The organism is Legionella tunisiensis (assembly GCF_000308315.1).
Classification (GTDB): Bacteria; Pseudomonadota; Gammaproteobacteria; order Legionellales; family Legionellaceae; genus Tatlockia; species Tatlockia tunisiensis.
Genome location: NZ_CALJ01000096.1, coordinates 1 through 22311, shown reverse-complemented (window position 1 = coordinate 22311; position 22311 = coordinate 1). Strand labels below are relative to the sequence as shown.

The following is a 22311-nucleotide window of genomic DNA, read 5'->3' as shown; positions in this document are numbered from 1 at the left end:
AGGCTGAGCGTAAAGCTGTATTGAAGCTGGCCGTATCACGCTGAACCTGACGTTGATTAATCAGGCATTTTTTACTCTGGTGGATGAATTCAATCGGATCTTCAATCGTAAGAATATGGTGAGAACGGACTGCATTAATGTGATCAAGCAATGCAGCAGCCGTAGTACTCTTCCCTGAACCGGTAGGCCCAGTAATTAATACCAGTCCATGAGAATAAAATGCAATTTCAGTAAAAACCCGTGGCAATTCGAGCTCCGCCATGCTGGGAATTTTTGATGGAATAACACGAAATACCGCTCCCAAACCTCGTGCTTGATGAAAAATATTCACTCGGAAACGCGCCAGCGCGGCAATTTCAAAAGCAAAATCAGTTTCCTTATACTGTCGATAATCGCTTCTTTGCTCTGTAGTCATATTATTAGAAAGGAGCTGACTAAGCTCTTGCTGCTGCAAAGCCGGAAGAGCTACCTGATGCAAAATTCCATCTACACGAATCATGGGCGGCAAACCAGCTGATAAGTGTAAATCCGAGGCCTTGTTTGCTACTGCAAATGCTAATAATTCCTTGATATCCATATCAATCCCTGTTTTTTCAATCACTCATTGGACTATCCTGCAGAGTAGCCAAAACCGTGTCTAGAGTAAACATTGTTAGACAGGTTAATAATTTGCTATCTTTAGGCTTTTTAAGCTGCATTAACTTATGACCATTGGCGAACGCGTATATCAAATTCAAAAGCTCATCACCACAACGGCCGAACGTTATGGACGAGGAGCAGATACAGTAAAATTATTGGCTGTCAGCAAAGGTCAATCAAGCGATGCAATTAAACAAGCATTTGAAGCAGGAATCAGTGATTTTGGCGAAAATTATTTGCAGGAGGCACAAACCAAAATTCATACCTTATCCAATTTAGCAATTCACTGGCATTTTATCGGCCCAATTCAAAGTAATAAAACGCGGCATATAGCCCAAAATTTTCATTGGGTACATAGTGTCGACCGTGAAGAAATCGCGGTGATGCTGGCTAAATATCGTCATGAACAACAGCCTTCACTTAATATTTGCCTGCAAATTAACCTGGACGAAGAAACGAGTAAATCGGGTATGAGCCCGGCTCAAGCTGAACAATTTGCTCTTTTTGTCAGTCAATTGCCCTCATTGAAATTGAGAGGATTAATGACCATTCCCCGTCCTCAAGGCAATGCGCAACGACAATACGAGAGTTTTCTGCGTCTTACTCGTTTATTATCTGAGTTGAATAAAAAATTAAATCTATCCATGGATACGTTATCTATGGGAATGAGTGATGATTTTGAAGCAGCGATTCGTGCTGGCAGTACTATAGTACGCATTGGCCGCGCTATCTTTGGTGAAAGAAAGGGTTAACAGCGATGAAGATTAGTTTTATTGGTTTCGGCAACATGGCAAAGGCAATTGCGCATACCTTACGCAATAACCGTGATTACCAAATTTTTGCTGCCTCTCCCTCCCTTGCAAAAGGAATTAGTGAAGATGGCTTTCACACCGACCATGATAATCTGGCCGTTATTAATGACGCCGACGTCATTTTTTTAGCCGTTAAACCAGCAAACCTAAAGACTGTTTTAACTCAAATTAGTCCCCACCTGCCTTCAAATTGCTTACTGGTTTCGATTGCAGCCGGCATAAGTCTATCCTGGTTAGCTCAATATTGCCCAACTAAACAAGCAATCGTCCGTAGTATGCCTAATATACCAATCGCTGTAGAAGAAGGAGCCACGCCCTTAATAGCGAATGACTATGTAACCAACGAACAGAAGCACCTAATCGCACAACTTTTTCAAGCGTCTAGCCTCACCACCTGGGTTACGAAAGAAAGCGATATTGATTCATTTACTGCTTTATCCGGTAGTGGGCCTGCTTATGTCTTTCTTTTCATGGAAGCGATGATTAATGCTGCCAAAAAACTTGGACTTGACGAAGAAATTGCCCACACTTTCACCTTGCAAACAGTCCTTGGAGCCGCTCATTTGGCCAAGAATAATACTCTGGAATTGTCCGCTTTACGAAAAAAGGTGACCTCTCCCTCTGGTACAACTGCCGCTGCACTCGATATACTGCAACAACAAGGATTCGAAGAGCTGATATTTCAGGCAATGAAAGCAGCTTGTGAACGCGCACAACAACTGGGATCCTAGTAATATATTAGTGGTATTTCGCAGATAATCTGCACAGCAATATGCTATAACACGCTAGGATAAATTTCTAAATTAACATTTTTGCGAGGATACGATGGGGGGACTAATAACGGTTGCCTATTTTCTAGTCAGCCTATTTTTCAATTTGTTTTTGTTTGTTTTATGGTTACGCCTTTTTTTGCGTTATTTCCATGTGAGCAGCTTACATCCCGTTCATCAGGCTATAAACAAATTAACGAATCCATTGCTCATTCCAATTGAGCAACTGATAGGAGCAAAACCACCTGCAAAACAGCGCTATGATTGGGTCTGTTTTGGCCTGCTTATTGTTGTTGAATTCATTAAATTTACAGTACTTGGTTTGCTTCTTTATAAGACGCTTATGCCAATATCCTATATTCTGTTATTCTCTGTGGCTGATCTTATTGTGCAACCCTGTAATCTGCTTTTCTATATGATTTTAATCCGCGTCGTTATGAGCTGGGTCAATCCAATGTGGCAACACCCTGTTGCTGATATTATCAAGATGGTGACCGATCCTTTGTTGGTATTAGGACGCCGTTTAGTACCTGATATTTCTGGCTTTGATTTTTCTCCTTTTATTATTCTAATTATTTTAAAAGTTATTACTCTGTTCATGAGTGCATCAATGCCTTTACGACTTATTTAGCCGATTTTTAAACTGCAAAAATGCATTGGGAGAGCTATAATTGAATCAGGTTGCAACCATTTTGGACAAGCTTATGACTAGCCGATTCATAACAGCCTTAGGGATAGCCTCTTTTTCTCTATCTTTCAATGTACTTGCTGCTCAATCTGTCTATTGTCCGCAAAATGCAGGCTACATTAATATTGGGATGACTACAGACCAGGTAATGGCTGCTTGTGGACAACCTTTGAGCAAACAGCAATTAAATCGTCCGGTTACTCAAAAAGTACCTATGCAACAACTCATGTTTAACAACCAGGGTAGCCAGACAGCCTTTTATGGTGTGTGGTCTGTTCCTGTGGGAACAAATAGCGGCGCTCAATTGGAAGTTGATGTTATTGATAATAAAGTGAGTGCCATTCGTATCAATGGTAACAGCAGCAATGCCTTTTCTATCTGTGGAGGCAGGAGTATTCAGGTGGGGGATCCAGTAACCTCGGTTTACAACGCTTGTGGTAACCCCTCCGTAGTCAATAATACCTATATTAATCAACCCATAGTGAGCAATCAAAAACCAGAGTTGTGGATTTATCAGCCTGGACAATACCAATCACCAATTAGCTTGACATTTGTTAACGGCAAATTACAATCCATCGATTAATTTACAGCGTGGAAAATAACCATGAGTGAAACGATTGATGATTTAACAATTGCTTACAGTGAAGATGGAACCGAAACGACTCGCGAACTGGGAAAAGAGGTATTATCCAAGGGCGCTTGGACGACGATTATGTTCCGTTACCAAGATTGGGATAATAGTAAAAAGATTTTGGTCCCGTCAAATACTCCATTAGACGTTATCAAAAACGTAATAACCAATATTGGATGAAATCAAAGTTCAATATTTCCAGTGAAGAACAGGCACGTAAAATTATTGAGGTTTTGACAACTTGGTTAGCAAAGGATGAACAATAATCATCTTAAGACCCGAGATTTTTAACTTGCTGCCTCGAAAGAGGCTGCCCCCCGATAAATCCGTCTTATTTTTGAATAAAATGGTTTTAGTTTTGATTTAAAATTCATGTCTTTCCCGAACGCAAGCGGGAAACCAGCGCCGATCAAGTCTAGCTTCTTTTCAAATAAGCTGTAAAATTACTTTCAACTATTATTATCAATTTGTTAAATTAATTGACGAAAAATTAAATAAATGTATAATTGATAACCATAAATTCAATTTAGTTAACATATGGGAGTGGAAATGGGCCTAGTTAGTTTTTTCCAAAACGTAAAAGTTTGTACAGGTCAAAAAACGCCTGACGCAAATAAGAATTTTTTCCAAAACTATTCCGATCACTTGGATTTTCTGGAAGAAAAATTTAAGAAAAAAGGTGCAAAACTCATGCAAATGAATATGGATGAGGGGCTTGCTTTTTTATCTGAACAAGCGTTAGAGCGTTTAAAGCTTTTTGAAAGTTTACGTGATGGCCATGATTATTTTGATGAAGTCGTTGGTGCCACTACCATACCTCTGATGAGTTTAGCCGTCGCAGCCGTAGCAACTGCTGCTGTCATTTGGGAAGGTGTTCAAGATTTGGCAATTCACACTGGTTTCATGAAAGCTAAAGACAAAGTCTCTATCGACAAAGATTTGCAAACATCACATTACCTGATAGTTGCTGGCGCTGCCTTTTTATTCGCTGTAGCAAGTTTCCTTAAATCGGCTATTAGCCTAATTAGTCGACCTGTTGTTACTGCTATTCAAGGATTTGATAAACAAGATGAAGTGCGCTTCTGTAACCAGAATGCTATGCTGGGCAATAAGTAAAACCATACTACTTGCCATGCAGTAACACTTTACTGCTGGCAAGATATTAGTCCTCTCCAATTCAACTATTTCTCAATTTCTATTCATTTGGCAACTTACGAAAAGATACAGCAAGACGATTCCAGCTATTTATAGTAATAATTGCCATTGTCAACTCTACCGTTTCCAATTCATTAAAACATTGACGAACTTGCTGATAAGTCACATCGTCAGCATGCGTTTTTGCCAAGAGTGTTACAGACTCTGCCCACGCTAAAGCCGCTCTCTCGCGCTCGCTAAAAAGGGAGATTCGCGCCAAACAGCGACAGCGTGTAAGCGTCGCTCTGTTTCACCTAATTTACGTGCTTCCATAGTGTGCATATCAACACAATAGGCACAGCCATTGATTTGCGATACTCTTAATTTAACCAATTCTAATAAAATCTTTTCCAAACCACACTTGCTAACATGGCTTTCAAGATTATATAAAGCTTTGACAGCGTCGGGCGAGATTTTATAATAATCAAGTCTAGTATCCATTTTTTACCTCCATTTAAATAGTTAATGTTATTGTAAGAATAACTCACCTCATTAATTTGGTTAATTTTTTATCTAATTAGTTACTATTTTGATAACCTATTTACTATAAAATAGTGATCCATTTGTACTATCGACAATTAGCATCAGACCTCACGATTAAATACGCAAGTATACTGAATTCCAGAGCTACTTTTTTTCCCATGGTTACCACAGTAAATACCCTACAATTATCAGAGAATCTTATATATAATTCCTAAGAAAATTAGTAAGGCAATCTTCATCTTCTGCCGTAAAAATAATGAACTATGGCATAAATTTTACGGTAAATGCATGGTAAAGCAGCACTTAATTAATTGGATTTTATACTTCAAATACACCAGCAAGATTGCGGAGTTCCTAAGCCAATTTTTGAATCTTCGTCCAAAGTGCTTTATAATCTTCCGATCTTTGGCTACAGGGTGCCTTCTGCATGAAATCTCGCTCCACGCTCTTGCTCTTGACACTCTTGGGCATCGCTTTAACTTCCACCTTTATTTTTCGACACAAGAAAGCGATTAATAATCCAATCGCAATGAATGCTATTACCGTTGAAACGGCACCAGTCACAGAAAAAGTCTTAGCGGAGCAATTTGAAACCCTGGGCAGTCTTGCCAGCACAGATAATATCGATATTAGTTCTGAGCTAGCCGGTCAAATTGCAGCGATTTATTTCAAACCAGGAGCGAGTGTAAAAAAAGGCACTCTTTTAATCCAACTTGATAACACTGTTTTAAAAAGCGAATTAGCCAGCGCAGAAGCCAACCTCACCTTAAGCGAAACAAGCTATCAACGGATGAGTGAATTAGCCAAGCGTAAACTTGCCTCAGCGCAAGCCTTGGATCAAGCTTCGGCTGATCTGCAGGAAAAACAGAATACGGTAAAAGCCAAAAAGGCCCAATTAGAAAAATTAAGCCTACGGGCACCTTTTTCCGGAACACTAGGCTCAAGGCAAGTCAGTGTAGGACAATATGTAAAAATTGGTCAACCACTGGTACATTTGGTTGCTAACCAAAAATTGCGAGTGGAATATAATCTGCCAGAGCGTTATTTACCTCGTTTACAAGAAGGACAAAAAGTGAGTGTTGTTTCTGATGCTTTTCCTAAAAAATTTTTCAAGGAGTCGTTAATTATATTGATCCCGCAGTTGACCGCGAAACCCGAACCATTGCTGTTGAAGCCTTGATTGATAATCCGCAACGCATACTATCTGCAGGATTGTTTGTGCGAGTCAGTCACCAATTTGGTGAAAAGAAAAAGCGTCTGCTGGTTCCCGAAGAAAGCCTGATTCCCACTATCCATGGTCAAAAAATCTTTGTATTACGGGATGATATAGCAGTCGCTGTCCCTGTCGAAACCGGTGCACATCACGCCTCAATGACCGAGATTTGTAGCGGCTTGCAAGCTGATGATATTGTTATTGTGCGAGGTCAACACAAGCTCAAGGAAGGAAGCCACGTCATCGATATTCATGAAGGGTAGGGGAATAGAGTGAATTTTTCCAAACGCTGTATTCAACGACCTGTTTTTACAATTGTTTTCACTTTACTGATGGTTATTGCCGGTTTGATTCATTTCAACAAATTGCCGGTTAGACATTTACCCAACATTGATAAACCGATTGTTCATATTTCTACTGAATATGATGGGGCAAGCCCTGAATTAGTGGAAAAAGAAATTACTATTCCCATTGAAAATGCCTTGTCGGGTATATCAGGCATTGACTCGCTACGCTCCACCAGTATGTTAGGTAAAAGCCGCGTGAATATTGATTTTCAACTGGGTGTTGATATTAATGAGGTCGTTAGCGATATTCGTAACAAAATGTCGGCGATCCAGGCCAAACTTCCCAAAGATAGCCATGCACCGGTCGTCAGTAAAAATGACGCTGATGCAAATCCTGTTGCCGTCATTGGCTTTCATGATAAAACAAAAGACTCCCTTGAAATTACTGATTATGTCTCCCGTCATATCAAACCCATGCTACAAGAAATTAAAGGTGTCGGAGAGGTAACCTACCATGGTGGACGAGATTACGCCGTTAAAATTGCGCTAGATCCGGTAAAAATGGCAGCCCACAGAGTCACTGTTGCCGAAGTTAAAAATGCACTTACCCAGCAAAATCTTGATATTCCAAGCGGTCAAATTAAGAGCACTAATCGTTATTATACGGTAGTCACTCATGCGCGTTTACAAGATGCTAAACATTTTGCTGATCTCGTCATTGCCCATCGTAATAATCAACTCATCCGCCTGTCTGAGGTGGCTACTGTTTCTGTAGGCAGTGAAAATGAAGATAATTTGCTCCGCATCAATGGTAAATCCGCCGTTGGACTCGCTATCCTGGCCCAATCAACTGCAAATCCTGTTGAAGTAGCAGCAGCGGTTAAAAAACATTGGCTACCTTACAACAAACCTTGCCGCCGGGTTTTAGTATTCAGCTTGTTTTTGACTCAACCAATTTTATTAAACGTTCTATTCATGAAGTCTATAAAACGTTTATTGAAGCTATTTTATTCGTTGGACTGGTAGTTTTTCTTTTTCTAGGGAATTTGCGGGCAGCAATGATTCCTATCATTACTATTCCTATTTGTCTGGTAAGTGCGTTTTGGCCTATGTACTGGCTGGGTTTTGAATTAAATACGATTACCTTATTAGCAATGGTATTGGCAATTGGCTTGGTGGTTGATGATGCCATCGTTGTACTCGAAAATTGCCATCGTCATATGCAGACAGGATTATCTGCCATGCAAGCAGCAATAAAGGGAAGTACGGAAATCGTTTTTGTTGTCTTAGCAATGACAATCACCTTGGCAGCAGTCTATGCTCCGATGGGCTTTGTTGCCGGCTTTACTGGCAAATTGTTCCTGCAATTCGGAACTACCCTGGCTTTAACTGTGATTATCTCTGGTATTGTTGCTTTAAGTTTATCCCCTATGATGTGTTCAAGACTGTTACGACATCAAGAAGGTCGTTACAGCCTGTGGTTAGACAAACAGTTTGAAAAACTAAGTGCTCGTTATTATCAAAGTCTGTTTGCTGTACTTAAACAACCTTTACGCCTTGGTATTCTAATCTTCTGTTCTTGCCTGATTGGTTTATTTTGCTATCTGCGCTTAGGTGCGGAACTTGCTCCAACTGAAGATCAATCTTATATCATCGCCCCTATCTCTTCACCGACTAATGCCAGCACTGCTTATACTGATCAATATAGTCGAGAACTAGAGGCTGTTTATGAAACAATTCCTGAAAAAGTAGTCTATCTTACCTCAGTAAAACCTTCATCAGCTTTTACTCTCTTAAAATTAGCACCCTGGAATGAACGGCACCGTAGTCAAAGAGAAATAAGCAATGAGCTTAGCGAGAAAATGCAAAAAATTACTGGTATCAATGTTTTTCCTGCAAGTCCTAACCCCTTAGGTCATCGTGGTGGCGGAGGAATTAATAGTCAGTTTAGTATGGCCCTTTTAGGAAATACGTCATACCTGCGATTAAACCAAATTGCTAACGAAATTACCAAATTCCTGAGTGAGGACTCCCGCTTCAAACATGTGAAAAATAATCTGGCTTTGGATAGCGAACAGATTGATGTTGAAATTGATCGACAGTTAGCAGCTGATCTAAATGTGAATCTAGCTGATGTAGCGGAATTACTTTCTACGATGCTGGGAGGTAGTAACCCGGTGAATTTTAATTATGATGGCCAAGCTTATAAAGTAATTCTACAACTACAACAGACCGAACGCCGTAATATTTCTGTATTAAATAAGCTCTATGTTCAAAGTGGGCGCGGACGTATGATCCCTTTATCAACCCTGATTCAAGTAAAAAATACCATTGGCCCAGACAGTCTGCCTCACCTAAATCGTTTACGTACCGCTAACATCACTGCAGAATTGGCTCCAGGAACTCATTTGAATGAAGTAATCACCAAGGTAAAAAATTGTTGAAGGAAAAATTACCAGAAGATATTCAATATCATTTCACCGGCGCTGTGAAAGACTATCTTGAATCATCAGGCAGTAGTTTATACGCTTTTTTACTTGCCCTTTTATTTATTTATCTTGTGTTAGCCGCACAATTTGAAAGTTTTATTGACCCTCTAATTGTACTTTTCAGCGTACCTTTATGTCTGGTCGGAGCTGTTATTGCACTTTATCTGTTTGGTGGTTCCTTATCAATTTACAGTAATATCGGGATGGTGACTCTTATAGGTTTGATTACCAAACACGGCATCATGATCACAGAATTTGCCAATCAACAGCTCAAGCTTGGCCATGACCGGTTGAATGCAGTCATGCAAAGTGCTCGGATCCGGCTGCGCCCCATATTGATGACTACTCTAGCAATGGTCTTAGGAGCGCTGCCCTTGGCATTGGCTTCTGGTGCTGGTAGTGAAAGCCGGGAACAGTTAGGTTTGGTTATTCTTGGCGGCATGGTAGTCGGTACTTTGTTTTCTTTATATGTTGTACCTTTAGCTTATTTATTGATCAGCAAATACAAGGTAGAAATCCACAGCTATGAACAAGAAGTAAATAGTAGTGAGACTACCCTTTTGCTCCCCAAATAAATTTTAGAAAGCGTTAGCTGGTTCTTTTGTGACGTTATCCCGCGCTATCTCTGCAGAGCTGTTATGGCTTGGTTAAATTCGAGGATAACAACGACATGAGACGCTTTCAAATTAGTGCTTTGGCAAGATCTTCACATTAGGATCTTTCGCGTAGGCATTAAGAATATCGACAACTAATTGCTCTACAACACTAGATTTTGCATCTTCCTCAATAAGACCCGTTTGCTCTCTCATTGAAGCCAACCTGGCTTCAATTTCTTTAGCAACCGAGCCATTAGGGAACATTGCAGCTAATAATCTTCTTGCTTCTGCGGGTCCTAAATGGCGATACAATTGATTACGCACCGTCGCGTCTTCTGCTGTGGTACTAAACGCCCACAACTCTACCGGTCCCAGAGTGAGAGTCAATAATTGCACGTTAACACCGTTCTTGGTTGCATATTGTACCAGAAAAGTTGCTCCCCCCTGGCGAGGGCCATGTACTCGAGTACGCAATGCCACTTTGGCTGTATTGGATAAACCAAAGATCTGACTGGTCTTTTCTACTGCTTGTGATGGACCAGCATCCATTACATAAATGGCCGTACTAAAATCAATCATGATATCATCAAAGTCATCAACAGATTGTGATAACAAAGCAATTTGTACCTTCCATTTACGACCCTCACGCATGTCAATAATGACTTGATCTCGAACTGCAGAGGATTTCGCAGTACGGTGGAATTCGTCATAAACAATTCGTTTTGGATCTTCCCTAATTTCTAAAACTCGCTCTTTGTGATATTCCTTATATTGCTCTGGGACATTATTCAAACTTTCCTCAGTCAAATAATAATGGCGGGCAAGTACATAACGTGCCAACATGTACATGACCGAAGTCTGACGATCGGCGGCGTCTCCACCACTCTTAGCAACCTCATCTAAATCGAGAGACACAACACGCGCATCACCAATATCAAAGCTTGTTACCCTTGATAGAATTGAATATTCACGAACTGCACCAGAAATCATGCGAGAAAAAGCATTAATCAATGATTCGCCGGTTGGAGCAGTTACTTTTTCATATAAATCTTCAATGGAGGGTGTACGGCAGATTGATGCAGCATCTGCAAGCAAGGGCATCGCATAACGTTGCGCCAACATCGCCTCATGCACAAAACCTGCTGAATAAAGAGAATCGGTTACTTCCCACCAAGTTGATTTTGAATCTCGAACAAAACCAATTTCCTCTAAAATACTATCAATAAATTCTTCAACCCCTGGTGCATAAGGGGTGGGATTAAATTCATCAGCCAAACTTTTATATAATTCATCGACGACCATACCTGCTAAATCAGGCATCCCGTCATACGGTTTTGCTGCGCCTAGCGGAGTGGTTAGCAGAGTTAAGAAGTTAACTAAAAATGAACGCTCAATCGCTGTTGGGTAACGGCAACCCAGCTGCGTATCGAAAGGATTAATTGAATAATCAGGCGTCATACGTAGTCGATGATAAGCTACCAAATGGCGTTTAGATGCAGGTAACGCCTCTTTAAGAAGTGAGATTAGCCCACTACTTGAAGGACCAATGTCAATAATGGCTATCCGAGGTAAGCGGGTTAGCCCCCCTGATAAGCAAAGTGCCAAGTTCAGCGCATTAGATAATACTGACTTACCAGAACCGGGGCGTGCATACACCAAGTCAATCCAGGTCGTTTGTTGAGTCGAGCCAGGCTGAAATGGCCAAGGCTTTCCATCGGGTGTACGAAATAGTAAAGCACCATGCTCCCAGGGAGAAGCAGGTCGTGTAATCGGTAACATACTTATTACATCTGATAAAGGCGCAACAGAAGGCACGGCAGCACTATTTAGTGTTGTGGCTAGCATACTGGAGACAAAGCCCGCAAAAGGATCACCACAGATTTCAGACACCTCAGTAGAACCCCCATCCCTCGATCGCTTTAACTAATTCCGAACTACGTCGTCGTAATAGAGCAAGCTCGCCTTCTGGGGCCCAAGTAGTCGCAACCACTCGTAAACGTATGATGGCGTCATCTGTATTAAGTTGTAAATATTTTAGTAAGTTTACCGAATCACTGATTAACCTATTTTGAGCAGAAGAAAAGCTGAGAATCGCAGACAATAAACCTTTAAGCTTGATAGTACCTAATCCCTCACTCTCTATTAAAAATGATATTCTCCAAGGAATATGAGAAGGTAAAATACGGGCAAACAAATTAATAAAAGGCCTAACATCTTTGGGAAATAAATCAATAAAAACGGAAGAATAAATTTTATTACCAACCCGAACTGTACGTAGATCGAGACTTTCCGCATCGCGTGGAATCACTTGTTTGGCTAGAGAAGGCCACAATAGATCGGAAGGATCACCATCAAAATTATTCACTTCACGCGGCATAATCTTATCACCAGGAAGTGTAGCCAGCCAATCATCAGCAGTAAAATCAGGATCCGCAGTCATGCGGATAGCATGCACTGCATCGTGAACTTCAACCAATTTTGCATAGATATTAAGCGCATCAAGATCGTTGAGTATAGAACGCACATAAGCATCGTGTGTATCACGTAACTCTGGAATAGCTGCATAAAGAGTCTGGGCATTTTTAAAAGGCGGTGCTTTTGTGTCTTTCAACATTTTCATTTTAGCTTTATTTGCCGCCTTTAATTGTTCTTGAGATAGGTTATAAGGACGAGTATAAAGAACAAAATATAACCTCTCTTCAGCACAATATTGGGCCAGAAAACTAACACGTTCATTGAATAAATCGTCAAGACTCAGTTCAAGGCGTTTTGCAGTTGCATCAGCAGGCGCATAAATATCTTGGATAAGTTTTCTGATATTTTGCTTGTCGTGACTAAAGTAAACTTGCAGGGCATGACCGGGTCTGCCCATAGCAGCCTGAAACGCATTACTCAAACCCTCAACCAAGCGATCAAATTCTTCGGCACCAGCAAGCGCGGTAACGCCTTCAATTTTCAGAACAGACAGTAGAGCGCCGTCATGGTTCACTAGGACAGTTGGACTATCAGCAGTTTCCAAATCACAATAAGACTCTGTTGTTTGCTTCAATGAAGTACTTAACCAGGCAAAAAGGTATCAACACCTTCAAAAATGATTCTGACCAGTTCCCCATGCCATTTCCCTACCATTAAACGAATATTTCAATGAACTCTACTAATTTTGACTCTTATGCAGTCATGCTTACCACTTCAATTATTTATTTTCTGTAATTTCTTCTAAAGCACTTGCCGCCCATCGCTCGATTTGTTTGCGGAATTTGGCTCTAGAAGGTAATAAACGAATGTTTTTAAAAAGACTTTCAGAGACATCTTTTGATGTAATATTAGAATCAATAATTAATTGACCAAATATTGCTGGATCACTGGTCCCTTCACCATATTTCTCTTCCACAATTTGAGAGCGGAATTTAAAACTACGATAAATATTTTGAGCACTGGATTTGTACCCTGTATCATTAGTAATTGCACAAAAAAGAACATGACAAAGGCTGTTTAATTCTGGCTGGCTTAGTTCTGGGAGATAAATTAGTGTACCCCCCACCATAGCCACCGACGCCAACTGACTCAATAAAAAAACACTGAGCACAAAAGCAGCAAGCCGTTACGAGATTAGACAATCGATTATTAGTAAAATCATAATCAAGGTTCACAACCTCCTGGAATAATCTTGCCTGAAAACCGCAAAACTGACAGGTATAACGATCGCGTTGAAAAACCTTTAGCTCATAAGCTTTAAAACGCTGATCAGCCTTTCTGGCCGAATACAGACGCCATGAGCTAGGACTCGCTACAAGCTTTAAAGTCGTATTACGCCCCTGCTCAGCCATATGACTACGCTCTCAATAATTAGCAAATTAATTAATAACAAAATCAGGAAGCAAAACCTGCCTTCCTGATTTTCAAAAATAAGTTTAGTTTAACCACCACTACCACTGAAAATTGTACCAGTAGGACCAGCAGTTGAACCACCACCACTACCAAACATGGTAGCACCGGCCACACCTAGAATGGAGGGCAGGAATAATAACGCAGCAGCGATAAACACTAATGCGATAGGCGTACCAATTGGAATCTGGGTCGGGTTATCTTTATGCTGCTTAAATTTCATAATGGCGCCGATAGAGAAACCTAGGCCTGCCAAATACGAACCTGCAGTAATTAATTTAGCCAAGTTTGTAAATGATGCAGTAATTTGTGATGCCATGCTCCCGATAGTACTACTGGAAGCGGCCACCTCTCCAGCAATAATCAATAAACCAATACAAGCTGTGTACATCAATAAGCGTTTCTTCTTATCACGCTTTGTATTTAATGTTACTGGTTTCTTCACTTTAATATCTCCTATTATTAGCCACCTGTACCATATAATGTATTATTGATGATTTGTAGCGTTGCTACAACATTCATCGCCAAAATACCACCAAAAACATGCATCAACCCTTTACCTGTCCCCCCCGGAGGCTGACCTTGTGAGGCAGAACGCGCTATAAGTACCCAGCCCCTCACAAACGCAATAACTCCTATTACCTGGATTATAACAGATAACGCCCAACCTGCTTCGTTGCCCGGACCAAACAAACTACCTATCAAAGGATTATTACTGTTTACAGGTGCATACTGTAAAATATTTGAAGAACCAAAAGTGGTATTTAACATAATAGCAAGTCCCGTGGGAAAATAAATTAACATCCCCGCTACTATGAAATAAATTACTGGCTCCTTCATGCTAGTATTACTCGACATCATTGTTCGAGCTTCACCATACATCTTCAAACTATAAATGGCTTTAAAAGCGAATGCCAAACCAATTACATAAGCGGCTCCTGTAATCATGCGCTCAACAGGGAGCAAATTATTTGCAAGATTGGTTAAAACATCGACTTGACTTGCTATCCAAGAATTATTAGTTCCAGACATATTTTATTTGCCTCAACTATCTTGCTGACTGAACCTTATTACTTGACCCGAACTGGTTATTACACGTCCCTGACGCGCATCAATCAGCTTCACTACACCATAACCAGCTATTTGTGTTCCTTCTCTAACAGTAAGTGTAGACCCATTTGTTGCAATTAACCATGCCCTGCCAGGTATTACTGCTTGAATATAGTAAACAGGCCGCGGAGGCCCCCTATGAACTACACGAGGCGGAGGTTTAGGAGCAGTTCTGGCTGTCAATATGGCAATTTGGCTGGATTGCTGATCCACTTTAGCTGCCAGGGTAGTTAACATTTGATTCAGATCAGTTATTTTAGTAGTCAACTCATTCACATTGCTACTAATACCACTTAACTGATCGTTCAGCGCATTAACTTCAGAACGCAGATTTTGTTGACTTACTTCCAAAGCAGATAATTTTTGAGTAATTTGTGCATTATCAAGCCCTGACTGCACTGGAGTTGTTGGAGGCGGTGCAACAGGTTGCACTGGCACAGTGACAGGTGGCTGTGTTGGAGTAGGTTGAGGTGTCGCTGTTGTTATTGGCGGAACGGTTGTTGCCTCTGTATCGGTTGTCTTTTTGGAGAAAAATGCACCCCACAACTCATAAATAAGCATGATAACAATCACAATACCAACAACAATTAGTGCATTTCGTCTAATATCTTTTCTGCCGCCGCCATCAGACTGTTTTTTGCCTGGCTAGCTGCTTCGGAAGAACCTTCCTCTTCATCCGATGAATCCGGACTTATTACATCCAGATCAGCAAACTGATATTCATCGCCATATTCATCTTTGTCGTCTGCCATTTTTACCTGCTCATCAAGTTAAAGTGAGGTTAAGTCCTGAGTAAATAATATACCCAAACCAGTACCTGAATAGACTTCGACGGTTGTAGGTCGGCTAAATTGCTGCTGTGCAACCTGCCCCCAACTTTTACCCACCGTCGCCAAACCAATCACCGCATTTTCTAGTGCAGAGCGCCCAATACCGTTTTGGACAGTAATATTATCACCGCCGCCCGTACCACCAATTGTCACTGTCGTGTTGGCTGATTGGAAGGCGTTACCAAACCCCTCCAGGAAAGAAGAAGCAAATAAAGAACCGTAACGGAGAAGATAATGGTGATCCGTACTACTTGATAATGCTGTGCGAGCGGTATTGGGATCAATTGCATAAGCACTAATAGTCACAGTTTTAGCAGCCCCCGGGACTGATAATGTATTAAAACTAATCACCATTTTATCGGCATTCGCAGGCAAATTGAAACTGCCTATTAATTTAGAGCCCTTTAATTTACCAGAAACAATCGTCGCAAGAATAGGACCTGGCTCATCACTATTAACGGATGTATCTAAAACTGCGAATAAGATATCGCCGGTTTTAACAATCGCTTTTTGTGAAGGAGTGCTGCCACCTGCACCACCTGGACCGGTCGCTTGGCCTCCGGCCATTCCTGACTGAGACATACCAACACCAGAACCTTCTGCACCTGGAGCTGCTTTTTCCTCAGATCCACCGGTATAAGCTTGCGTAGCTACTTTTTTCCACTCTTGTAGTGACTGATTCGCAACACCTAACATTTGTGCTGTACGTTGTTGAATTTTTTGCTGATATTTTTGGTCAGCCAACTGTTGGTTCTGTTTCTTCAAAATCTCCTGTAATTGCCGTGCTTGTGCTGCCTGTGCTGAGGCAGCAGAAGAAGCTTGTCCCGGTACAGTTGGTATCCCTGCTAAGTTAGATGGTGCAGCGGTTGGTTGATTTGCTGCTTGCAAACCTGCCAACTGAGAAGTATCCGGAGGAAAACCCGCACCCTGTATATCTGCGTTACTGAAACCAGCATTTTTCAAGTCTGCAGCGGTATAGCCAGCATCTTTTAAATCTTTTGCTGAATAACCCGCCTGACGTAAAGCAGCTGCACTAAAACCAGCATCTTTTAGATCTTTGGCACTAAACCCAGCTGCTTTCAGTTGACTAGCAGTAAAACCCGCATTTTTAAGATCGGCAGCACTGAACCCTGCTTCTTTTAATTGACTGGCAGTAAAGCCCGCATTTTTAAGATCGGCAGCACTGAAACCTGCATCTCGCAATTCCTTAGCACTAAAACCTGCATTTTTAAGTTCAGCAGCTGTAAAACCCGCATCCTTAAGTTCAGCGGCTGTAAAACCCGCATCTTTTAATTCTGCAGCAGTATAACCTGCAGCTTTCATTGCTGCCGCACTACAACCAAGTGTTTGCCTGATTGTAGTCGCAGAGACACCAGCCGCACGAGCCGCTTTTAATGAAGCAACACTGCAATCTGCCGTTCTGCCAGCTGCAATTACCGCTGCTGTTTTAATTCCGGCCTGACCTAATTGTTGGGGGGTAAAACCTGCATCCAATAATTGCTGGGGAGTAAAACCCGCATCAGACAAGGCTTTAGCACCATAACCAGCCGCTTTCAAAGCTTCTGCACTACAGCCATTTAATTCACGTATACGTTTCGCTGAAACCCCTTGACTAAACAAATATTTTAATTTGACTGGATCGCAACCGGCAGCCCGTATAGCGTCATCGGATACATCTGTTGCTGCCCGAATTTGCGCCGGTGTAAAACCAGCTGCTAACAAATCTTGTGGCGTAAAGCCGGCTGCAGCTAATTGTTTTGCATCATAACCAGCCGCCTTTAAAGCTTGTGCGCTACAACCATTTAAAGTACGTATTCTAGTAGCTGATACACCTCTGGCAAAAAGAGCTTTTAATTTTTCAGGATCACAGCCAGCTGCACGAATGGTATTATCATCAACCGGCCCCGCTGCACTGATTTGTGCAGGCGTAAAACCAGCATTAGCCAAATCGCTATCCGTAAACCCGGCTTCTTTCAATGCTTTGGCACTACAGCCAGCATATTGCCTAATCAGCTTAGCGCTCACCCCAGCCAAACGCTCCATCTTTAAAGTTGCAACATCACAACCAGCACTTTTTAACATCTGCAGGTGTTATTCCAGGTGGTAATTCGGATTCACCAGCTGCAATTTCCCCTGGCGTAAATCCGGCATTAGCCAAGTCCTCAGGTGTAAAACCGGCGTTAAGAAGATCTCTTGCACTAAAACCAGCTTGTTTTAGCTGCGCTGCGGTAAAACCTGCGTTCTTTAGATCAGCTGCACTGAAACCTGCATTTCTTAAGTCAGCTGCACTATAACCCGCGGCTTTTAATTGAGCAGCACTACAACCACTGATACGCCGAATTGCTGCAGCAGTCACACCCGCAGCCCGTAGGCGCTTTAATGCATCGACTTGGCATCCGGCTTTGCGAACATCAGCTTCGGTTATTCCATTCGGCAAACCACTCGCTTTTGTAATTTCCTCTGGTGAGAAACCTGCTCCTTTCAATTCACCGTCAGAAAAACCACCATCCTTCATCTGCTGAGCAGTAAAACCCGCATTTCGCAATTCACAGGCATCAAATCCACATAATCTAAGCCTTCCTGCACTAAAACCCGCATCTTTTTAATTGGCGAGCGTTAAACCCGGCTGCCCTTAACTCTTTACAAGAGCAAATCCGTTCCAAATCCGAAAGCTGATAGCCGCTATCTTTAAGTTGAATACAAGTACAGGCCGATTTCAAATCAGTAAGAACAGCTCCTTCATTAACAACCTTAGTTACTGTAGCTTTACTACAATTGCTGTTCTTTAACGCTTGCAGCCATAAACTTCTCTGCGCTCCTCCCTGGTCTTCCATGGCTAAAGTCGTAAACCCCACACCGCCTTCACCGGCTTGCGCACCTATCGGCTGTACGCCCGCCCCTAATGCTTGGGTACGAATAATAGTTGGTATAGAACTTCCGCCAGTTTTTAACGCTGATTGAGCCTGCTCAACATTTTGAGCTTCCTGTAGTTTTGCGTATTGTACCGTTGGATCAAGTGCGCCAGGAATTGATTGAATCCCACTGGGAACCATACTCACATTGGCAGAAGCACCTGGTCCTAAATCACTTGAGAATTTAAACTTTGTTATGCCAATTACAATCGCTGTTATCAGTAAAATACCTGTAAACAGAATAATTACCCGTGTACGGGTATTGGTAAATAATGCCTTAAGATTCTCTTTTTTACCTGCCATTTGATTATAACCCTTCTACCTTGAGCTGCATGACTTTTCCATGCCAGGAAACCAGTAATACAGGCGATTTTTGCATCTCATAAGCATGCATACCATCAGCACTGGTCATACTTCCTATCCAACCTGGAGACAGAATAGTAAGATTGGTTCGGACATACATTTTGTCATTGATTATCCAAGCTCTCGCATCACCACCACTTACTGTTAAACGCCGACTACCGGGTGGAGGAACACCATCAAGAACATGCAATAAAAGATCATTAGCGCTGGGTGGGATACCATTCTCCATCGGCGTACTCTTAGCATTCGGGCCGTAACCTTGTATACGAAGATCTACACGATAGTCCACTGCCTTCTGACCAGGAATTAGAGTCAACATAACAGGGGTATTTAAACCACGAAGCCTAACCGCAAGATTACCGTAGTTGTACAGCTTTAAAGCCTGAATCATTAACGTATTACTTGTTTTATCCCATTGAATATTAAAAGACGAAGGGTCACCTAAATCATAAGCACTGATGGGCCATGGAGCACCCGTTGAATCAAGAAAAACGAGGGAAGAAACAAATCCTTGTGATAAACGAATAACCGGTGGTGTGGAACCAGGCGACAAATTAACGAATTGAGACGTTGCTGTTGGTTTTGGCGGAACCCCTGCTGTCGCTGCTTTAGCATACTCATTGGTTTGATAAAGTTGTTTAAGGCGCAGGAGTTGCTCCGGTGTGAGTGGAAACATTTGCTTCGTAACACCCTCAAAGGCCTTAATATCAATAAGGTCATTATCGGCATCACTCACGACCTGACCATCTGGCGCTGCTGGAGTTGCTGCCGTAGGCGGCGGAGTTGTATTTTTGGGAGGAGGCGTACCTGGCCTACCTTGTTGTGGCTGTCCTGGCTGCCCCTGATTTTGCGATAAACGCTGTTGCAAAATCCTAAGTTGTTGCAATGCCTGTTGTGCTGAATCTGATTGGTCAGCAGAATAAGCAGTAAAAGGAATTACATTGCCTAACAAAATAGTAAGCACACCAAGCCGAAGAACGACTTTTTTCTTCTTATTCATCAACTTATACCACCACTAGCTGGCCCAACAACAAACTGTGATATACCAATACCACGAGGGGAATTAAGTGTTGATACTCTCGTGATTAACATAGTCACTACGTTATTTTGCTGTGAAAATTCGCTAGCACTCTGATAGGTTACCAAAATCGGCATTTGTACACGCCAAGAGTACCGCTCATTCAAGATCCCTTTTTGTAAGATAATGGGAGCCCGAGTCGCTACTGCAGAAACAATAAGTTTCTTAGCTTTTACTGCATCCAAATTATTTGACTGTTGCAAAGCAGTTAAAAACTGGGTCCAACCATCAGCAGTAAAGAATCCTGATGAGGCTTGTAGCTCATCGCGGTAATTCACAAAATTATAGGTAAAGGCAGCAATAGCCGCTTGGTTTGCCCATTGCAGTACTGCTGAATCAGACTGGTTAGGTTCGTTAAGAGGATATAAAGGAGTAATTCTGCCATTGATGCTTGTAGCAAAATATTTAGGCGCCGGTGGATGAGTAATCATATAAACTAAAAGTGAAGCCAGAACGAAATTGACTAATATTGAAATGATAAGCGTGATCATAGTTTTGCGTTGACCATCACGGTAAAAATCATTCCTCATAGCAACAATTGTCAAAGCATCTTCAGCCATAATTTCCTCGGTTATTGCGGTATAACTTTCACTTCATCATCATTCGTTGGATCAGGCGGAAGTAATGCGTTGCCTGTATAATTTGGCTCATTTAGGGGATTCAACCTTATAGGAGGAGTAATCCCACTAGTAGCATAAAAACTACGCTCCGGCTGATGTAGGTGAAGATAATATATAATCAAGCACAAGAGTAAATTTATACATCCCGATACAATAAGGTATTTACTCCCCCTACGATAGGTTTGAATATAAAAATTTTTAGAATTTTTGATTAAATTCCAAGTCTCTCGACTCATTGCACCCTCATTTAAACAATCGTGTCTCTGAAAGTAATTTCAATACGCGAATTCGGTGATTTATCACCACCCTGAGTGTAGGCCATTATAGGTTTATCACTCCCCAATCCTTCTGTAAAGATAAAACGGCTATCGATACCTTGCGACCATAAATAATCAGCTACAGCTCTTGCTCTTGCCAGTGTCAAAGCATGCTCACGTTTTGCTGAAACATATTTACTACTATACGCGGTTACATTCACGCCAACCTTACGAAACTCTTTTAAATAACAAGCCACTTTATTTAACAAACCATAGGAAGCCCAAGTTAACCGAGGTGATTGATCTGGGAACAACGCAGAGGAAGGGATACTGACTAAATAATCTTCTCCTATAGTGACAACCTTTACACCATGACTGGCAAGTTTCTTTTGCAAACGTATCATAGCCTTATCTGATGTCTGCGCAACCTTAAAGGGTAATCTTAGTGCAGGATCTTCTTCGGGTGTGTATTTAGGTTTACTTTTACAACCAAATAGCAATAAGGACGCAAGCAAAATGGCATGCCCTATTAAAAAACCTGGTAAGCCAATACGAAATCGTCTCAACACAAACCCTCTATCGATAAATAGTTTCCCCAGTATGATGAAATAAAAACATACTAATCATTGCGTTACAAGCAGTTATTAAAAATTCCGCTGTTTAGATGCAATTATGCGCAAAAAATGGACTAATAATAAATTTAAAGAAACACTCATTAATCGTAACGAAGCACAGAAATCAAGAGATATATCCGCGATTGAAGAAAGATCAATAGTCTTTGGATTATTCCAGTCAATCTTCTTGAGCTTTGGCCTTAGCTTTCTCACGTTCACTGACAATTTTGTCAGAAAGAGCCACCACCATTTCAGCTAAATCCTCAACACTCACTATATCCCGTTCATGAGGAGGATAACTGGTTGCCATTTGGAAATCCTTGATTAATTCATTCGCTACTGTACCTGCATATTTATCTTTTGCTCCACTCGCACGTTCAATGACTGCTAAATAATTGCGTGTTTCATTAATTGCCAGCAAGGGTTGTGAAAATTGCTCTACTTCTTTAACAAGTAGAGGTACAGTATTGGCAGGTTGGGTAAGTTTCCTAAATATCGTTAAGGTACCTTCTTCCTCTTCTTCGATTAATTCCTCAACAGGAGCAGGTTCATTTTGGCCATGGAAAGCAAGTAAAGCAGCAACACCACGTTCGATTGGCTCACTAATTTGAGATTCGTGCAAGACCTTAGTAATTAAAGTGATTTCCTCATTTTCAACGTCTTTATTGATACTTAAATCACCACTTTCCAGTATACGTTGAAATCCAGAAAGTTGTTTCTGCAATTTCATCAGATAGTCATCCGGCGGTGGCTCTACTTTCAAGAACTGATTTAATTTTAAACGCTTAACTGGCTTTGGATTAGCATAAAACATACGTGCGCGTACAATTTTGGATTTAA

18 protein-coding genes and 6 pseudogenes are annotated in these 22311 nt (G+C 41.4%); 9 read left to right on the top strand and 15 right to left on the bottom strand.

Translation table 11 applies throughout. The features are described from left to right. Positions 1-577 (bottom strand): type IV pilus twitching motility protein PilT (locus BN58_RS07150; RefSeq protein ID WP_026069329.1); only part of this gene is annotated, 577 nt, incomplete at its 3' end. 127 nt (positions 578-704) lie between these two features. Here BN58_RS07150 and BN58_RS07145 point away from each other — a divergent pair. From BN58_RS07145 to BN58_RS07120, 6 genes and pseudogenes are all read left to right on the top strand, one after another. Further along, positions 705-1391: a YggS family pyridoxal phosphate-dependent enzyme gene (locus BN58_RS07145; protein WP_019216252.1), complete on the top strand. Its 687-nt coding sequence runs from the start codon at positions 705-707 to the stop codon at positions 1389-1391. 5 nt (positions 1392-1396) lie between these two features. Then, positions 1397-2182: a pyrroline-5-carboxylate reductase gene (gene proC, locus BN58_RS07140; RefSeq protein WP_019216251.1), complete on the top strand. Its 786-nt coding sequence runs from the start codon at positions 1397-1399 to the stop codon at positions 2180-2182. Positions 2183-2276: 94 nt separating this feature from the next. Beyond that, positions 2277-2852 (top strand): YggT family protein, encoded by a 576-nt coding sequence (locus tag BN58_RS07135; protein WP_019216250.1) that lies wholly within the window; start codon positions 2277-2279, stop codon positions 2850-2852. A 73-nt stretch (positions 2853-2925) separates the two neighbouring features. Continuing rightward, positions 2926-3492: a DUF2845 domain-containing protein gene (locus BN58_RS07130; protein WP_026069328.1), complete on the top strand. Its 567-nt coding sequence runs from the start codon at positions 2926-2928 to the stop codon at positions 3490-3492. A 21-nt stretch (positions 3493-3513) separates the two neighbouring features. Continuing rightward, positions 3514-3806, top strand: a pseudogene (locus BN58_RS22970) (hypothetical protein). 283 nt (positions 3807-4089) lie between these two features. Beyond that, positions 4090-4656 (top strand): hypothetical protein, encoded by a 567-nt coding sequence (locus BN58_RS07120; RefSeq protein ID WP_019216247.1) that lies wholly within the window; start codon positions 4090-4092, stop codon positions 4654-4656. A gap of 79 nt (positions 4657-4735) precedes the next feature. Here the strand turns inward: BN58_RS07120 and BN58_RS33300 are convergent, their stop codons facing one another. Further along, on the bottom strand, positions 4736-4885 hold the full coding sequence (locus BN58_RS33300; protein ID WP_019216246.1) for a carboxymuconolactone decarboxylase family protein: 150 nt from the start codon (positions 4883-4885) through the stop codon (positions 4736-4738). A gap of 23 nt (positions 4886-4908) precedes the next feature. Next, positions 4909-5175 carry a carboxymuconolactone decarboxylase family protein gene (locus tag BN58_RS33295; RefSeq protein ID WP_232220418.1) on the bottom strand — a complete coding sequence of 89 codons (267 nt, stop codon included), beginning with the start codon at positions 5173-5175 and terminating at the stop codon, positions 4909-4911. Positions 5176-5644: 469 nt separating this feature from the next. On the opposite strand from BN58_RS33295, the gene BN58_RS07110 reads away from it, so the two are divergent. From BN58_RS07110 to BN58_RS36875, 3 genes and pseudogenes are all read left to right on the top strand, one after another. Next, the gene (locus tag BN58_RS07110; protein WP_026069326.1) at positions 5645-6397 is read left to right on the top strand and encodes an efflux RND transporter periplasmic adaptor subunit; all 753 of its coding nucleotides are present in this window, start codon (positions 5645-5647) and stop codon (positions 6395-6397) included. After that, a complete protein-coding gene (locus BN58_RS07105) occupies positions 6394-6693 on the top strand; it encodes an efflux RND transporter periplasmic adaptor subunit (protein ID WP_019216245.1) in 300 nt (99 codons plus the stop codon). The genes BN58_RS07110 and BN58_RS07105 overlap by 4 nt, the downstream gene beginning before the upstream one ends. A 69-nt stretch (positions 6694-6762) precedes the next feature. Next, a pseudogene (locus BN58_RS36875) lies at positions 6763-9781 on the top strand (efflux RND transporter permease subunit). Between the two features lie 111 nt (positions 9782-9892). Here the strand turns inward: BN58_RS36875 and BN58_RS22955 are convergent. The 12 genes and pseudogenes from BN58_RS22955 to BN58_RS22935 all read right to left on the bottom strand — a co-directional run. Continuing rightward, a pseudogene (locus BN58_RS22955) lies at positions 9893-12915 on the bottom strand (type IV secretion protein IcmB). An 80-nt stretch (positions 12916-12995) separates the two neighbouring features. Continuing rightward, a pseudogene (gene icmJ, locus BN58_RS22950) lies at positions 12996-13629 on the bottom strand (type IVB secretion system protein IcmJDotN). An 89-nt stretch (positions 13630-13718) separates the two neighbouring features. Further along, on the bottom strand, positions 13719-14078 hold the full coding sequence (locus tag BN58_RS07085; RefSeq protein ID WP_040916239.1) for a hypothetical protein: 360 nt from the start codon (positions 14076-14078) through the stop codon (positions 13719-13721). 71 nt (positions 14079-14149) lie between these two features. After that, positions 14150-14719, bottom strand: a complete 570-nt coding sequence (locus BN58_RS07080; RefSeq protein ID WP_019216241.1) for a hypothetical protein — start codon at positions 14717-14719, stop codon at positions 14150-14152. A gap of 12 nt (positions 14720-14731) precedes the next feature. Beyond that, positions 14732-15373, bottom strand: coding sequence for a type IVB secretion system protein IcmG/DotF (gene icmG / locus BN58_RS22945; protein WP_232220419.1), 642 nt, complete (start codon positions 15371-15373; stop codon positions 14732-14734). A gap of 11 nt (positions 15374-15384) precedes the next feature. Further along, positions 15385-15549: a hypothetical protein gene (locus BN58_RS33285; RefSeq protein ID WP_019216239.1), complete on the bottom strand. Its 165-nt coding sequence runs from the start codon at positions 15547-15549 to the stop codon at positions 15385-15387. Between the two features lie 18 nt (positions 15550-15567). Continuing rightward, positions 15568-18842: pseudogene (dotG, locus tag BN58_RS22940) on the bottom strand (type IVB secretion system protein DotG/IcmE). Positions 18843-18846: 4 nt separating this feature from the next. Further along, positions 18847-19902, bottom strand: a complete 1056-nt coding sequence (locus BN58_RS07065) for a DotH/IcmK family type IV secretion protein (protein WP_019216235.1) — start codon at positions 19900-19902, stop codon at positions 18847-18849. Next, a complete protein-coding gene (locus BN58_RS07060; protein WP_019216234.1) occupies positions 19902-20540 on the bottom strand; it encodes a type IVB secretion system apparatus protein IcmL/DotI in 639 nt (212 codons plus the stop codon). Before BN58_RS07060 ends, BN58_RS07065 begins: the two co-directional genes overlap by 1 nt. An 11-nt stretch (positions 20541-20551) precedes the next feature. Continuing rightward, entirely contained in the window at positions 20552-20836 is a 285-nt protein-coding gene (gene icmM, locus BN58_RS31590) for a type IVB secretion system protein IcmM/DotJ (protein ID WP_083852135.1), read from the bottom strand. Between the two features lie 11 nt (positions 20837-20847). Next, positions 20848-21426, bottom strand: a complete 579-nt coding sequence (gene icmN / locus BN58_RS07055) for a type IVB secretion system protein IcmN/DotK (protein WP_019216233.1) — start codon at positions 21424-21426, stop codon at positions 20848-20850. Between the two features lie 223 nt (positions 21427-21649). Further along, positions 21650-22311: pseudogene (locus BN58_RS22935) on the bottom strand (phosphoesterase); the annotation flags it as partial.

Coding starts and splice junctions, on each gene's coding strand:
- BN58_RS07145 (WP_019216252.1), top strand. CDS start 705: ATGACCATTGGCGAACGCGTATATCAAATTCAAAAGCTCATCACCACA.
- proC (WP_019216251.1), top strand. CDS start 1,397: ATGAAGATTAGTTTTATTGGTTTCGGCAACATGGCAAAGGCAATTGCG.
- BN58_RS07135 (WP_019216250.1), top strand. CDS start 2,277: ATGGGGGGACTAATAACGGTTGCCTATTTTCTAGTCAGCCTATTTTTC.
- BN58_RS07130 (WP_026069328.1), top strand. CDS start 2,926: ATGACTAGCCGATTCATAACAGCCTTAGGGATAGCCTCTTTTTCTCTA.
- BN58_RS07120 (WP_019216247.1), top strand. CDS start 4,090: ATGGGCCTAGTTAGTTTTTTCCAAAACGTAAAAGTTTGTACAGGTCAA.
- BN58_RS33295 (WP_232220418.1), bottom strand. CDS start 5,175: ATGGATACTAGACTTGATTATTATAAAATCTCGCCCGACGCTGTCAAA.
- BN58_RS07110 (WP_026069326.1), top strand. CDS start 5,645: ATGAAATCTCGCTCCACGCTCTTGCTCTTGACACTCTTGGGCATCGCT.
- BN58_RS07085 (WP_040916239.1), bottom strand. CDS start 14,078: ATGTACACAGCTTGTATTGGTTTATTGATTATTGCTGGAGAGGTGGCC.
- BN58_RS07080 (WP_019216241.1), bottom strand. CDS start 14,719: ATGTCTGGAACTAATAATTCTTGGATAGCAAGTCAAGTCGATGTTTTA.
- BN58_RS33285 (WP_019216239.1), bottom strand. CDS start 15,549: ATGGCAGACGACAAAGATGAATATGGCGATGAATATCAGTTTGCTGAT.
- BN58_RS07065 (WP_019216235.1), bottom strand. CDS start 19,902: ATGAATAAGAAGAAAAAAGTCGTTCTTCGGCTTGGTGTGCTTACTATT.
- BN58_RS07060 (WP_019216234.1), bottom strand. CDS start 20,540: ATGGCTGAAGATGCTTTGACAATTGTTGCTATGAGGAATGATTTTTAC.
- icmM (WP_083852135.1), bottom strand. CDS start 20,836: ATGAGTCGAGAGACTTGGAATTTAATCAAAAATTCTAAAAATTTTTAT.